The 13875-nt window shown below is 52.9% G+C and carries 12 protein-coding genes; 4 read left to right on the top strand and 8 right to left on the bottom strand.

Going from position 1 to position 13875, the window contains the following annotated elements; genetic code table 11:
* Positions 1-65 precede the first annotated feature (65 nt).
* From E1162_RS04775 to purB, 4 genes are all read right to left on the bottom strand, one after another.
* Positions 66-632 (bottom strand): RBBP9/YdeN family alpha/beta hydrolase, encoded by a 567-nt coding sequence (locus E1162_RS04775; RefSeq protein WP_155127610.1) that lies wholly within the window; start codon positions 630-632, stop codon positions 66-68.
* Entirely contained in the window at positions 619-1416 is a 798-nt protein-coding gene (locus E1162_RS04770) for a metallophosphoesterase family protein (protein WP_155127607.1), read from the bottom strand. The genes E1162_RS04775 and E1162_RS04770 overlap by 14 nt, the downstream gene beginning before the upstream one ends.
* A 146-nt stretch (positions 1417-1562) precedes the next feature.
* Positions 1563-1928, bottom strand: coding sequence for a VOC family protein (locus tag E1162_RS04765; RefSeq protein WP_155127604.1), 366 nt, complete (start codon positions 1926-1928; stop codon positions 1563-1565).
* A 29-nt stretch (positions 1929-1957) separates the two neighbouring features.
* A complete protein-coding gene (gene purB / locus E1162_RS04760) occupies positions 1958-3286 on the bottom strand; it encodes an adenylosuccinate lyase (RefSeq protein ID WP_155127601.1) in 1329 nt (442 codons plus the stop codon).
* Positions 3287-3347: 61 nt separating this feature from the next.
* On the opposite strand from purB, the gene E1162_RS04755 reads away from it, so the two are divergent.
* Complete coding sequence (locus E1162_RS04755; protein WP_257098678.1) at positions 3348-3800, top strand: hypothetical protein; 453 nt, start codon at positions 3348-3350, stop codon at positions 3798-3800.
* Between the two features lie 19 nt (positions 3801-3819).
* Here E1162_RS04755 and E1162_RS04750 read toward each other — a convergent pair whose 3' ends face one another.
* The 3 genes from E1162_RS04750 to E1162_RS04740 form a co-directional block, all read right to left on the bottom strand.
* Positions 3820-4380 (bottom strand): TetR/AcrR family transcriptional regulator, encoded by a 561-nt coding sequence (locus tag E1162_RS04750; RefSeq protein ID WP_155127595.1) that lies wholly within the window; start codon positions 4378-4380, stop codon positions 3820-3822.
* A 13-nt stretch (positions 4381-4393) separates the two neighbouring features.
* A complete protein-coding gene (locus E1162_RS04745) occupies positions 4394-4930 on the bottom strand; it encodes a dihydrofolate reductase family protein (protein ID WP_155127592.1) in 537 nt (178 codons plus the stop codon).
* A 154-nt stretch (positions 4931-5084) separates the two neighbouring features.
* A complete protein-coding gene (locus tag E1162_RS04740; RefSeq protein WP_155127589.1) occupies positions 5085-6935 on the bottom strand; it encodes a M3 family oligoendopeptidase in 1851 nt (616 codons plus the stop codon).
* A gap of 214 nt (positions 6936-7149) precedes the next feature.
* Here E1162_RS04740 and E1162_RS04735 point away from each other — a divergent pair, with 214 nt between their 5' ends.
* The 3 genes from E1162_RS04735 to mepK all read left to right on the top strand — a co-directional run bounded on the left by E1162_RS04735 (position 7150) and on the right by mepK (position 12477).
* Positions 7150-8673: a sigma-54-dependent transcriptional regulator gene (locus E1162_RS04735; protein ID WP_155127586.1), complete on the top strand. Its 1524-nt coding sequence runs from the start codon at positions 7150-7152 to the stop codon at positions 8671-8673.
* A 211-nt stretch (positions 8674-8884) separates the two neighbouring features.
* A complete protein-coding gene (locus E1162_RS04730) occupies positions 8885-10528 on the top strand; it encodes a L,D-transpeptidase family protein (RefSeq protein ID WP_155127583.1) in 1644 nt (547 codons plus the stop codon).
* 224 nt (positions 10529-10752) lie between these two features.
* Complete coding sequence (mepK, locus tag E1162_RS04725) at positions 10753-12477, top strand: peptidoglycan L,D-endopeptidase MepK (protein WP_257098677.1); 1725 nt, start codon at positions 10753-10755, stop codon at positions 12475-12477.
* A 92-nt stretch (positions 12478-12569) separates the two neighbouring features.
* Here the strand turns inward: mepK and E1162_RS04720 are convergent, their stop codons facing one another.
* Positions 12570-12836: a DUF2312 domain-containing protein gene (locus E1162_RS04720; protein WP_155127580.1), complete on the bottom strand. Its 267-nt coding sequence runs from the start codon at positions 12834-12836 to the stop codon at positions 12570-12572.
* Positions 12837-13875: the final 1039 nt, after the last annotated feature.

Here is a 13875-nt window from a genome sequence, read left to right as displayed (position 1 = left end):
CTCGCCGCGCACAATGCGACGAGAGGGACAAAATTAATAGGGATATTTCCGTAGTATCTAGAACTTTAGCCCAGTGCCTTCATGAAGTGCGCAAAGGACAGAAGGCCTTCCGGCCACGGGCCTTTTCCGCTTTCTTCATTGATGTGGCCCGCTTCACCTGCATCCTGCAAGGTGGCGTTCCAAAGCTTTGCCAGCTGCTCTGAACGTTCAAACGTGCAGTACTTGTCATCGCGGCTTGCAACAAGACGAGCATGGAACGGCAGAGGCGAAGACGGCAGCGGGTGGAACGACTTCATGGATTCTGGCGCGCCGTTATCGTCGATAAAGCGGCTATCATCCACGTCAGGGCAAGCCACCAGAAACGCACCCTTAACCCAATGTTGAAGGCGCGGTGCGGCATGAACAACCGTGGCAACACCAAGCGAGTGAGCAACAAGCACAACAGGTTTAGTTGCTTTTTCAACTTCGCTTACGAGCTTGTCGGCCCATGCTTCCAGATGCGGCTCCATCCAGTCGTCCTGCTCCAAACGGCGAGCAGTGCTCAACTTGGTTTCCCACCGGCTCTGCCAGTGGTCCGGTCCGGAACCCTTCCAACCGGGAACGATAAGAATATCGACTTCAGAAATCTTCATATGGGGCCTCAATAAAGTCTTTCCGGGCTTGTGGCGGTATCTCCAGCGGTGTGAAAAATCCGCTTCTAAGCGCACCAGCCCAGTCACCTTGTTGGTTCCTCATAGCCTGTTTGGCTGCCAAATCCCAGTCATACTCGACAATTCGGTGTTCAAAGGTCCAGCGCGTCCCAACGCGGGTGGCAATAGCATAACGGGCATGCGGACTGCCATTTTCGACCTTGGCAGAAGTCGCGCTCTTGCCGCTAAAGGCCTGCAAACCAACGCTTCCGGGATTAAGCACAAACTGCCCTCCACGAACCATCACAACACGGGGAATATGGGAGTGACCACACAGAACAAGAGGCAAGCGAACGTCACCTAGGCGCGCTTCGACCTCTTCTGGCGTAGCAATGCAGCAGATACCATTTTCCTTGGTATCAAGCAGATAATCATTATCGCTAGTCGGCGTACCGTGACACAAAAGAACCCCGCCATCGAGTTCCATGCTTTGCGGTAATTGCTGCAACCAGTCCTTCGACTGGGGCGTAAGCTCACCCCACGCATTAAGGTCCGTTGGCCCCATCTTGTGGGCACAGCGGTCACTCAAATAACGGTCATGATTTCCGGCAATGGTGCGCCATCGCTCGGCAATAAGAAACTGAGCCGTCTCCTCCGGCCACAGATAACCAGAAACACAGTCACCCAGATTAACGACCTCGTCCGGCGCATACGCCTCAAGGTCTGCTTTTACAGCTTCCAGCGCGGCAAGATTGCCGTGAATGTCAGATAAAATCGCAAGGCGCATGGAATGACATCTCCATTTCTAAAGCACATTCCGAATGAAGCTCTGGCGCTTCACCAATAAGAACATGCAGGAAAACAAAGATCGTTAGCGTTAGGGCGATTGAGGTTAAATCGCCAACGCTCGAATAGTCCGAACCATAGAGTGGACTATGTTTCTTGCCGCGTGCCTAACAATGTGAGGATGTTTCCAGCCGGGTCATGGAAGTGTGCCAGCACACCGCCCCACTCCTGTTTGGTGGGTTCCATAACAAAGACAACGCCAGCGGCCCTAAGCCAATCATGGGTTTTGTGTATGTCGTCAACTTCCAAAGAAGCGCCGACGAACCGACCTGTCCAGGACTTTTCTTCTTCATCCTGAGCCAGCTCGATGATGAGTTCGGCATTGTCCAATGCAACGCCGAACGCATGCAAATGCGGCATTTCCCAATTGAGAGGAAGGCCCAGTGCCTCCGTGTAAAAAGACTTTGCCGCAGCAAGATCATCTACAAAAATTCGCAGGCCATAGAGTTTCATGGGCTTTCCTCATCAACTAGATCATGAGCTTATGCCTCACCGAAAACGCGCTTGAAGATCACATCAACGTTCTTGGTGTGGTAGCCAAGATCGAAGCGTTCGCGGATCTGCTCTTCAGAAAGGTACTTGCGTACGTCTTCGTCGTTCAGCAGTTCGGTCAGGAAGTCTACTTTAGACTCACCAGACACCTGATAGCTATCCCAAACCTTCATAGCGTTACGCTGCACCAGACGGTATGCGTCCTCGCGGGAGCAACCAGCCTGAGTGAGAGCAAGCAGAATACGCTGGGAGTGCACCAGACCGCCAAGACGGTTCATGTTGCCCAGCATACGCTCTGGGTAAACAACGAGGTTGTCCATTACGTTGGTAAGACGTGCCAGCGCGAAGTCGAGAGTAACGGTGGAATCAGGACCGATCATACGCTCAACGGAAGAGTGCGAAATATCGCGCTCATGCCACAGGGCAACGTTTTCCATTGCAGGAATAGCGTAGGCGCGAACCATGCGAGCCAGACCGGAAAGGTTCTCGGTTAGCACAGGGTTGCGCTTGTGCGGCATTGCGGAAGAACCCTTCTGGCCTTTGGAGAAAAACTCCTCAGCTTCAAGCACTTCGGTACGCTGCAGGTGACGAACTTCAACAGCCAGACGCTCGATGGAAGACGCGATCACACCCAGTACGGAGAAGAACATCGCATGACGGTCACGCGGGATAACCTGCGTAGAAACCGGCTCTACACCAAGGCCCAGCGCTTTAGCTACGTGCTCTTCAACGCGCGGATCAATGTTTGCGAAGGTACCAACAGCACCGGAAATTGCACAGGTCGCGATTTCTTCACGAGCAATTTCAAGACGCTTGCGGCAGCGGTCAAACTCGGCATAGGCCTGCGCCATCTTCAGACCGAAAGTGACCGGCTCAGCATGGATACCATGGGAGCGACCGATGGTTACGGTGTCTTTGTGCTCGTAAGCGCGGCGCTTCAGGGCTGCCAGCAGCTTATCCATATCCGCCAGAAGCAGGTCAGCAGCTTTTACCAGCTGAACGTTGAAGCAGGTGTCCAAAACGTCAGAAGACGTCATGCCCTGATGCACGAAGCGTGCGTCCGGACCTACGATTTCTGCCAGATGGGTAAGGAATGCGATAACGTCGTGCTTGGTTTCACGTTCGATCTCGTCAATACGAGCGATGTCAAACTCGGCAGGACCGCCTTTTTCCCAGATCGTCTTTGCAGCTTCGGCTGGAATTACACCAATTTCAGCCAGCGCATCACAAGCATGGGCTTCAATCTCGAACCAAATGCGGAACTTGGATTCAGGGGACCAGATGGCGACCATTTCCGGTCGCGAATAGCGCGGGATCATGCCTATCCTCGTATGTGTGTCTGTTCTGCGCAGGGTTTAGCAGGATGCCCCCCAATCCTCAATGCTGGAACATGAATTTGGCGACAAAAACAGCCGCCCGAGGTCATATTTTTCTCAATACAGGCAATCCCTTTTGAGCGGTTACAGCCCGTTACACCTTCCAGACAGTTCGAAGACCATTTTTCCAGTAGTTAATAGCCAACGACCAACTGTGGAACTCGACAATGCTAAAAAAGTAACCATCCCGATTCTTTGCTGCCTGCCAATTGCGGCGATGCTCATCACATCTGCCGATGCCCAGCGCGCAGGCAACCGCCTTGCGACCCTCTCCGACACCCTCGGCGTCTCTGAGTACAAATTGAAGGAGTGTTTTTCCCGCTTGGACTTGCGCGGTAAAAACCGTCAGGCAGCAGGCAGCGGTGCCATGATTGAGCCCCTCGCCCTTTGCCTTCAGGAAGAAAACAACACAATTACCAAAGCGCAACTGGAAGCGATGTTCAAACGGCGCCGTTGATATTCACTCTAGAAATGCACTAAGCGTCTAGACGGCCAAGCACCCAGTTGATGCCAGCAAAGAATTCCTCGATGCCAAGCCTCTCGGTTGCGGTGGATACAATAGTCCGCGAGCCTGTAGCGGCGATTGCGAAACCGTGAGTGTAATCAATCAAAACGCTCACCACGGTTTGAATATCGCTAGCCGCAACGCCGCTCTGCTCCAATTCGCGCCTAAGCAATGCGTCAAACTCCCCCGCAACGCCCTCAAGGCTTGCGGGGTTGAGAATGACACAGCGCATGAGCTGCGGATACCGAAGCGTCCACTCACAGTAGGCACCAAGCATATCCCTAATGCGTTGCTGAGGCGTCGGCGCGTTGAATTCCAACTGCAGTTCTTCAAAGGCCTTTCGCGCAAGTGATGCCACCAGTTCTTCCCGTGTCCCAACGTGATGGGTTATCGCCATGGCGGTCACACCCATCTGCTTGGCTATGCCGCGAAAGGTCAGCGCCTCGGCACCATTTTCCTCGAGCAAGGCTAGAGCCGCAACCAAGATACGTTCGCGGCTTAAGGTGCTGTCCTGCTTTTTCGGTCGAGCCATGGTTCAGCCTCGCCTAACGCTCTACGCGGTAATGGGACTGGACCATATTTTCATTTAGGACCTTTGAAGAAACCAATTCCAGATCAATATCTTGAGGTAGCTCACCGAAGAGAGAAATACCCTGACCAATGAGGATTGGGATAGTGGTGATCACCAGTTCCTCAATCAACCCTTCGCGCATGAAAGACTGCACCAAACGGCCACCATCAACGTAAGCTTTCGTCCAGCCCTCAGCGTGCAGCATATCCATTGCTGCCTTCGGGCTAAGATCGACAGTGCGCACCTTATCTTGTAACTCGGCCGGAACATCACTCTGCGACAAGGTCTTGCTCAACACCACAACAGGCTTGGTGTAGGGCCAAGTGCCGAAGCCCTTCACAGTCTCATAGGACCCACGGCCCATTACCAGACCATCGATTGTTTCAACGAAGGCCTCATACCCAGTATCGTCCGGCCCTTGTGGCTGCTTCATGAGCCAATCGAGAGAGTGATCTTTACGGGCAACATAGCCATCAAGGCTTGTCGCAATGAAAACGCGGCCAGTTGTCATAGTGGGCTCCTAGTGAATTATCTATACGCCGTATAATTAATCCGAACCACTTCAGCAATACATCTACGGTTGAAACCACGCGCCCCTTCAGACCAACAAAAAAGAGGCACCCAATGGGTGCCCCTTCAAATTCTAATCCTAGAGAAAGGTAGCCTTAGCTTGCCTGATCCATCTCTTCCAGTTCATCGATCAAACGTTCGATGACAGAAAGGCCCTTCTGCCAGAACGCAGGATCGGTTGCATCAAGACCAAACGGCGCCAGAAGCTCGCTGTGGTGCTTGGTTCCGCCCGCTTTCAAAAGCTCGAAGTACTTCTGCTGGAAACCATCCTCAGCTTCTTCGTAAACCGCATAAAGCGAGTTCACCAAGCAGTCACCAAACGCATAGGCATAAACGTAGAACGGTGAATGGATGAAGTGCGGAATGTAGGTCCAGTAGTTCTCGTAGCCCTCATTCAGCTTGATGGCATCGCCAAGGCTTTCCTCCTGAACGCCCAGCCAGATTTCACCCAGCAGTTCGGCAGTTAGCTCACCTTCTTTGCGCAGTTCATGCACCTTACGCTCAAAGGTGTAGAACGCGATCTGGCGCACAACGGTGTTGATCATGTCTTCAACCTTGGAGGCCAGCATGATCTTGCGCTTCTCAGGTGTTTCCGCTTTTGCCAGCAGATCCTTGAAGGTCAGCATCTCGCCAAACACACTTGCGGTTTCAGCAAGGGTGAGCGGAGTTGGTGCCATCAAAGCACCATTCGGCGCGGCTAGAACCTGATGAACGCCGTGACCCAGCTCATGAGCAAGGGTCATCACATCGCGGATTTTGCCCTGATAGTTCAGCAGGATGTATGGGTGCGCAGATGGAACGGTCGGGTGAGCAAAGGCACCTGGCGCCTTGCCCGGACGTGCTGGCGCATCAATCCAGTTCTTATCAAAGAAGTCTTTTGCAATACCGGCCAGTTCAGGAGAGAAACGACCATACGCTTCAAGAACGGTGCTGCGAGCTTCGTCCCATGGGATGACCTTGGTATCGGCTTTCGGCAGCGGCGCGTTGCGATCCCAGAAGTTCATCTGTTCCATACCCAACCACTTCGCTTTCATTGCGTAGTAGCGGTGGGAGATGCGCGGGTACGCTTCACGAACAGCCTCGACGAGAGCATCAACCACTTCCCGCTCAACACGGTTGGAAAGGTGGCGGCTGTCGGCAATATCATCAAACTTGTGCCAGCGATCGTAGGTTTCTTTATCCTTGGCCAGCGTGTTGGTGATCAAGGTAAAGACGGACAGGTTACGGGCGAAGGTTTTGGAAAGCGCAGCAGCTGCCTTCTCACGTACTGCGCCATCAGAGTCCTGAAGCAGGTTGAGACACTGCTCGATAGCCAGTTCCTGCCCATCTACTTCATAGCGGGATGCAGAAATGGTCTCGTCAAACAAACGGTTCCACGCGCCAGCGCCGGTAACGTGCTTTTCATGGAAAAGCTGCTCGATCTGGTCTTCAAGCTGGTGCGCCCGTTCCATGCGAATGTCTTCAAGCCAAGGCTTATAATGAGCAAGCGCTGCAGACTCAGCTGCTTTATCTAAAACAGCGTCTTCGATGCGGTTAAGTTCCAGCACGAAGAACAGCATGTGCACGCTGGCAGCAGTCAGCTTGTCTTGCACATCGCCGTAAAACTTCTGGCGCTGCGGGTCCGTGGTGTTTTCAGTATAGGAGAGCGCCGCGAAGGAACCGATGCGGCCCATCAGGTCCTCGAGCTTTTCATAGTCAGCTAAAATCGCTGCCAGCTCATCGCCAGAACGAGTTGCAATCTCGGCCAGCTTTCCTTTGTAACGCTCTTCAAAAGCAACGGCATCGGTCTTGCAACGCTCTAGATCGGCGCGCAGCTCAGGCGCGTCCATATCAGCGTAAAGGGCAGTAAGGTCCCAATTCGGCAATGCGCCAAGGGCTGCATCGCTAGCGACCGGTTCACCGTTACTGAGGGCATAGGAAGGAATGGATGGCAATGTTGTTCTCATCGATGTGCTGACCCAAAGTCTGGTTATGATTTCGCCGCCAATTTTAAACGACTGGCTTCGTTTCTATTAAATATGACGTGACATTGAACATGTCCAATGGCGAGTTTTCACTCTCCTTGGATTTATAGGGGGCAATTTGTTTACCAAATTCGACGCAGGATGGCCCGTAATGGCACAGCACACATGAAAGTTTAGCTGAGAGGGAAGGCGCGTCATGGGCAGACGTATTCTGGTAGTGGACGATGATCCGGTTCAACGTCGCCTTCTTGAGGAGGCACTAAAACGCTTTGGATACGAGTCGAAAACCGCAGAAAACGGCCTTGAGGCTCTCTCTATTCTAAATGGTCCGCAGTCCGCACGGATTGATCTTGTTATCCTTGATTTGGTCATGCCGGAGCTGGATGGCATCGCGGTTCTTCAAGAATTGCGCAAGGCCAAGAACGGTGTCCCCGTAATCGTGCAAACAGCCCACGGCGGTATCGACACCGTTGTTGGAGCCATGCGTGCCGGTGCGCAGGATTTCGTCGTTAAGCCGATCAGCCCGGAGCGCCTTCAGGTTTCCATCAATAACCTGCTAAAGGTCTCAGCGCTTGAAGACGAGATCACCCGAATTCGCAGCCAGTCCTCCGGCACTCTTACCTTCGCAAACATTGTCACCCGTTCTGATGCCATGGACCGTGTGCTCCGCCTTGGCGAACGCGCTGCCGCTTCCAACATTCCGATCCTTATCGAAGGGGAATCCGGCGTTGGTAAGGAACTGATTGCCCGCGCTATTCAAGGCTCCAGCGATCGCCGCAGCAAGCCGTTCGTCACTGTAAACTGCGGAGCAATTCCTGATCACCTCGTGGAATCCATTCTGTTCGGCCATGAGAAAGGTGCGTTTACAGGCGCGGTAGACAAACATATCGGCAAGTTTCAAGAAGCAAACGGCGGCACACTGTTTCTGGACGAAGTGGGTGAACTACCCCTCGACGTTCAGGTAAAGCTGCTACGCGCCTTACAGGAGGGAGAGGTTGACCCTGTTGGCGCACGCAAGCCGGTTAAAGTGGACTTCCGCCTGATCTCAGCAACCAACCGCCGCCTTATGGAGCAGGTTAAGGAAGGCAAATTCCGCGAAGACCTCTATTACCGCCTGAATGTCTTTCCGATCTGGATACCGCCACTGAAAGACAGGCTGGAAGATATTCCTGAGCTACTGCGCCATTTCGTTGCCCGTTTTGCGGCCGAGGAGAAAAAGCCTCAGGTCAGCGGCTGCGACGCAGAAACCTTGAATATGCTCCAGCGTTACGAGTGGCCTGGTAACATTCGCCAATTGGAAAACGCAGTATTTCGGGCTGTGGTTTTGTGCGATGGTGCGCAACTAACAGTTAATGATTTTCCGCAGATCGCCCAGTCAGTTGGTATGGAGTCGCTGGTACCTGCATCCGCTTCTATTTCCCCTACCGCTACAAATGGGCCTTCTGTTGAACAACAGCAGGACGAACAGTTCCGTCAAGCCGAGGCTAGTTCTGGCTTTGGCGCGGACCAGCCGCCGTTTGGCTTTATGCGCTCTCTGGACGACAGCGGCCATACGCGCAGGCTGGAGAAGGTTGAAGAAGAGATGATCCGCTTGGCAATCACCCACTACGGTGGGCGAATGACTGAGGTCGCCAAGAGGTTGGGCATTGGGCGTTCAACGCTTTACCGGAAACTCAAAGAATACGGCTTGGAGGACAACTCCGACCAGAGTGCAGCATAACGCGGATACCGGGGTTTCCATACGGATACCCTTGGTAAACCACGCGTGAAATGCAGACTGGAGCTGGCGTAATTCGAGGCAAAACTCGAATGCGCACAGAAACCAGTGAGTACAAAATAATGTGAGCACTACTAGAGATTACATATAAGTAAAAATCATGATAAGGCCACGATAGAGAAGGGTCGGAACTTTTAAAACAGGGTGGAAGAAAATGCGGTCTAGCGGTGTTTTGCGCCGACTTGCCATTGCGGCAGGTCTGGCTTCCTTCGTCTCATTGTCAGGTGCCAATGCGGCTTTCCCTGACTTAATGACTGAGTTTGATCAGCAAAGCGCCCTTCCCCTTTCACCTATGGCTCAAGAGCTTGAAACTGTCTTACAGCAAGCGGCGAGCACCAAAACCTTCCGCCATAAAAGAGACCGTGCAGCATCCAAACTGTTCTATGAAGAGCGCGGGTTCCAGCCGGTCTGGGTTACTGGCACTGAGCTAAACACTCTGGCTTTGGAAGTCATTGAGGTACTAAGAGCGGCTGAGGATGAAGGTTTAAATCCGGCGGACTACCCTGTCCCACCTGCGGATTTCAACGCTACTGGCACTGCCGCCCTAGCTGAACTGGCGGCCGCTGAAGTTCAGATAACTGAATCTGCTCTGATGTATGCAGAAGATGCGCAAGGTGGCCGGATCTCGCCGAAGAAAATCTCTAAGAACATCACCCAGAACCCTGAGCGCCCAGATCCGCTAGACGCTTTGCGGGCTCTTGCTGTCTCCGCCAATCCCGCCTCCGTTCTTGCAGCCTACAACCCGCCACATCAAGGGTACCGCCTGCTCAAGGAGCAGCTGAAGGTCCTGCGCACAGGCGTACCGGCAACAGAAGAGCTTGTTGAGATTCCGACCGGCAAACTGCTCAAGCTGGGCGTAAAAGGTGAGCGCGTTGCCCTGCTTCGCCAGCGATTGAAGGTACCATCTACCCCCGAAACGGAAGCGGTCTTCGACGCAGATTTGGAAGCGGCAGTTAAGAAGTTCCAGAAGGATAACGGCCTGAACAGCGACGGCGTTGTTGGTTCCCGCTCCCTACTCGCTCTCAATTCCCGCATCACCGGCAACCCGATCCATGATGTTATTGCTAATATGGAGCGCTGGCGCTGGATGCCTCGCGATATGGGCGACCTCTACATTCATGTGAACGTGCCGGAGTTCCTAGTTCGCATTCGTCAGGAAGATTTCACCCTTTATGAAGAGCGCGTGGTCGTCGGCAAACCTGCCAACCAAACGCCGGTCTTTTCAGACAACATGGACCACGTGGTTGTAAATCCATACTGGAACGTGCCTTACTCCATCGCTTCAAAAGAATTGCTGCCGGAGATGCGTCCAAACCCGATCGCCTACCTTGCGAAAGGGAATTACGAGGTCGTCGCCAAGGGTCGCATTATCGACCCACAGCGTGTTAACTGGGATGCTGTCACCTTCAAGCAACTGCGTATTCGCCAGCGTCCGGGCCGCGGCAATGCATTGGGCAACATCAAGTTCATGTTCCCTAACAAGCATAGCGTCTACCTGCACGACACACCGTCCAAGTCGCTGTTCAAGCGCTCTGAGCGCGCCTTCTCTCACGGCTGCGTCCGCGTTCGTAACCCGATGGACTTTGCAGATGCGCTGATGTCGTTCCAGCCAAAGCTGAATGGCCGTTATATCCGCAGCCTTGTTGGCAAGCGCGAAACCCGTGTGAACCTGCAAACAAACTTCCCGATTCACATCACTTACTTTACGGCCTTTGTAGATGACCAAGGCAAATTGCAGCGCAGGCCAGACATCTATGGCCACAATCAGAAAACAATTGACGCGCTCGGCCTTCTATAAATCACCGTAAAACACAATTATCCACAGATAGACACCCCACATATCCCTTCGGTATGTGGGGTTTTGCCTATCCAGAACACTGGAAATCTGCGGTTTTTCTTGGCATGTGGCGGTTTTGCAACTATCTCACCCTAATTGAAAGCGAGGTAAATGCTCATTAACCTTGAAGCATCTAAATGGGCATGGGGCTATAGTTCAGATAGACGCTAGAAAGCGAGTTCGAATTGCGTAACCTGCCAGTACTCGGGCACTTCACACTGGCCAGTTTCAGAAGTGCATATTTCGCTGCAATAGCAACACTGGGCTGCACCTTCGTGCTGGCATCGTCCATCTATGCTAGCGCAGAAACCCGAACCCTCAAGCTCTACAATACCCATACTCGTGAGAAAGCAGAGATCACCTTCAAAAAGAACGGTCGTTATGTCCGCTCTGGCTTGAAAGAGTTGAACCAGTTTCTCCGTGACTGGCGTCGTAATGAGCCTACCAAGATGGACCCTGAACTCTTTGACGTGGTTTGGGAGGTCTACCAAAAGGCAAAGACCAAAGAGTACATCCACGTCGTTTCGTCCTACCGCTCGCCCAAGACCAACAATATGCTGCGCAGCCGCTCCAGCGGCGTTGCCAAAAACAGCCAGCATACCAAAGGCAAGGCGATGGACTTCTTCATCCCGGGCGTTAACACGCGCCGCCTGCGCGACTACGGCCTACACCAGCATGTTGGCGGTGTTGGCTTCTACCCGCGCTCCAATACTCCGTTTGTGCACTTGGACACCGGCACCGTGCGCCACTGGCCGCGCATGTCCCGCTCCGAGCTTGCTAAAGTGTTCCCACGCGGCGACACCATCCACGTGCCGTCCGATGGCCGCCGCATGGCACGCTACGGCGAAACCCTTGCAGAAATTAACCGCAAAGGTAACACCAGCGACACCTCCATCCGCACTGCTCGCCGCAGCAGCGACAATTCTGGTACCAAGCATCAACGCGTGAGCCCGAACTCCGGTGACAAGGACAACAAGGGAACGTTCTTTGAGCGCCTGTTCTCCAACTCCGGTGAAAAAGACAGCGCGAAGACAACAACTCGCCGCCGTCAGGAAGATCCGGGCCGCCGCGTTGAAGCAGACAAACCGGTATCCGTAACGCCGAAAGCCAAAGTCGTTCTGGCAAGTGCCGAAGCACCAGCTCAGCCGCAAGCCCAAACACCTGCGGCAGCAACACCAATCGTACTTCCGCCATCTACTCAGCAGGTAGCGGCGACAACGCCTGCGCCGGCTCAACTGGCTCCAGAAGCTGTAGAGGTTGAAGCGGTAGCGAATGCACCGGTCCAGCTGGCAGCAGCTGTTCCTTACGCTAAACCAGGTTCCGAGCGCACCGTTGTTGCAGAAGAACCCGCAGCGCAGGAAGAAGTTGCCCCAACGCTCTTGGCTTCCATCGCGCAGCCACGAACAAAGCCAACGCAGATCGCCGCGCTCAGCGCATATAACGCTGATCCATCGATCCTCCGCGCGCCGCGTAAACCTCTAGATGCTATAGGCGCCATTGACCTTGTAACGAATGATCAAGGCACAGGGGCCAACGCTGAAGCACCGGTTGTTCTTGCTTCGGCCGATCCGCGTCAAAGCATGGCGGCACTGCAAACTGCATCAACTGGCAGCGCAGAACCTGCAAAAGCGCAGGCACAAACGCAAACGCGTAGCAATCTGGACCCGATGGCTCACTTCACAGCAAGACCGGGCGCGAACACCACTTTATTGCTGAGCGGAGATCAGGTTGAACGGGATTGGAACCTCGCCCACCTCTACCATCCAAATCAGGTAGATCTTGGCGAAGTAACCACCGCAGTGAACACAATCGTAGCGAACGGCTTTAATACGAGCACCAATCAGATCCCGACATCTGGCGCGTTCTCTGGCAATGCTGTCACTTGGCTTAAAACCACCTCTACATACTGACGGTGGGCCCAAGCTAGAACGCCCATCGCAGTCGGCAGATACAAAAAAACCCGCCACATGGCGGGTTTTTTATTGCCGTAATAGGCAACCGATTAGCTATCGGAGGCGGCGACACCTGCCATGCCAAGAGCATGCAGATAGAGGTCCATGATCGCTTCTTCTTCTTCACGCTCATGTGGCTGACGCTTACGAAGCGCGATAATTTTGCGCATAACCTTAACGTCGAAACCGTTGCCTTTAGCCTCTGCGTATACGTCCTTAATATCGTCAGAGATGACCTTTTTTTCTTCTTCCAAACGCTCAACACGCTCAATGAACGAACGCAGCTGGTCTGCTGCTACTCCGCCGTTATCAGACATCTATGACTTCCTTTGAATACGTTAAGTCTCACAAAAACACTGAGGCACTGCCTGCCAGATCCACGACTGAGGGTCAACTGATTGAACAGGTTTATCGCCAAGCTTCACAGCCTAAGAAAAAATTATTCATCCACGCCCTGCATTAGTTCCTAGGCAATCCATGCAGATATCGAACATGCCCCTCACCTCTTCCAAGGGTGCCCCTGCGGCGCGGGTCAAACTGCTAGCTAGAATCTTAAAAGGCGCAATTTATGCACTCTTTTTTCGCAACGCCCGTTGCTCGGAAAATCGGAAGATTGCGGGAAATTGTGCGCCAAAACGCCACTATGGTAATATACCTATTTTTAACGAGGGATCTTCTAATATATCTGCGATTTTAGAGTCATTTATACGGAGTTTCTTGCATATACCACAGAAGTATCAGACCACTTTAGTTCACTAAATGATAGCTCCGTGGGCTACGATCACTCCACCAAACGAGGAGTACCGATCGTTACCCATCGAACTTCTCACGCCACTGAGATTGCAACAGCGCAACTGAGCGACACTTCATGTTGCCGCTAACATATGGAACTAACAGCAATATATTGATAACTGACATGGTAGCCAACAATTCAAGCCCCGAACACAAACAAAGCTCTGCCGACGTCGCAGCATTTCTAGGCGGAACGATCCCTTTGAGAATTTCCGTTACCAGATGTGAACCAAACCACACCTTCAGTGCCGCAAAACAGCCTGTTGGTTCCTACAGAAAACCTCAAAACATGCATTTTTTGCGCTTTTGGCGGAAAATTTAGACCATACAAATGCCGCCTTCATGCGGGTACACTAATAGCGTAACCCGACTTTCGTATTTTGATAGAGCAGCTCCAGTTTTTAGGTGCCGCGCGTAGCTTTGCAGGCATGCTCAGCGCGCCATTGACAATAGAGCGTTCTCGGACCATTAGACTATCCTTTGGTCGCAGTTAAAAGATTGCAGATGAAACCAATCAAACGCAAAACACTACCAGAATTTGAAAAAAGTTCCTGGGCGCGAAAC

Source organism: Pseudovibrio flavus (genome assembly GCF_009711345.1).
Lineage (GTDB): Bacteria > Pseudomonadota > Alphaproteobacteria > Rhizobiales > Stappiaceae > Pseudovibrio > Pseudovibrio flavus.
The sequence above is the reverse complement of the archived record's forward strand: the minus strand, read 5'-3'. Positions and strand labels throughout refer to the sequence as shown.

What these genes read in the sequence shown, in the direction of transcription:
- E1162_RS04740 (WP_155127589.1), bottom strand. Translation starts at nt 6,935, where the DNA reads ATGAGAACAACATTGCCATCCATTCCTTCCTATGCCCTCAGTAACGGT.
- E1162_RS04755 (WP_257098678.1), top strand. Translation starts at nt 3,348, where the DNA reads ATGCTGGAACATGAATTTGGCGACAAAAACAGCCGCCCGAGGTCATAT.
- E1162_RS04745 (WP_155127592.1), bottom strand. Translation starts at nt 4,930, where the DNA reads ATGACAACTGGCCGCGTTTTCATTGCGACAAGCCTTGATGGCTATGTT.
- E1162_RS04765 (WP_155127604.1), bottom strand. Translation starts at nt 1,928, where the DNA reads ATGAAACTCTATGGCCTGCGAATTTTTGTAGATGATCTTGCTGCGGCA.
- E1162_RS04750 (WP_155127595.1), bottom strand. Translation starts at nt 4,380, where the DNA reads ATGGCTCGACCGAAAAAGCAGGACAGCACCTTAAGCCGCGAACGTATC.
- E1162_RS04735 (WP_155127586.1), top strand. Translation starts at nt 7,150, where the DNA reads ATGGGCAGACGTATTCTGGTAGTGGACGATGATCCGGTTCAACGTCGC.
- E1162_RS04730 (WP_155127583.1), top strand. Translation starts at nt 8,885, where the DNA reads ATGCGGTCTAGCGGTGTTTTGCGCCGACTTGCCATTGCGGCAGGTCTG.
- E1162_RS04720 (WP_155127580.1), bottom strand. Translation starts at nt 12,836, where the DNA reads ATGTCTGATAACGGCGGAGTAGCAGCAGACCAGCTGCGTTCGTTCATT.
- purB (WP_155127601.1), bottom strand. Translation starts at nt 3,286, where the DNA reads ATGATCCCGCGCTATTCGCGACCGGAAATGGTCGCCATCTGGTCCCCT.
- E1162_RS04775 (WP_155127610.1), bottom strand. Translation starts at nt 632, where the DNA reads ATGAAGATTTCTGAAGTCGATATTCTTATCGTTCCCGGTTGGAAGGGT.
- E1162_RS04770 (WP_155127607.1), bottom strand. Translation starts at nt 1,416, where the DNA reads ATGCGCCTTGCGATTTTATCTGACATTCACGGCAATCTTGCCGCGCTG.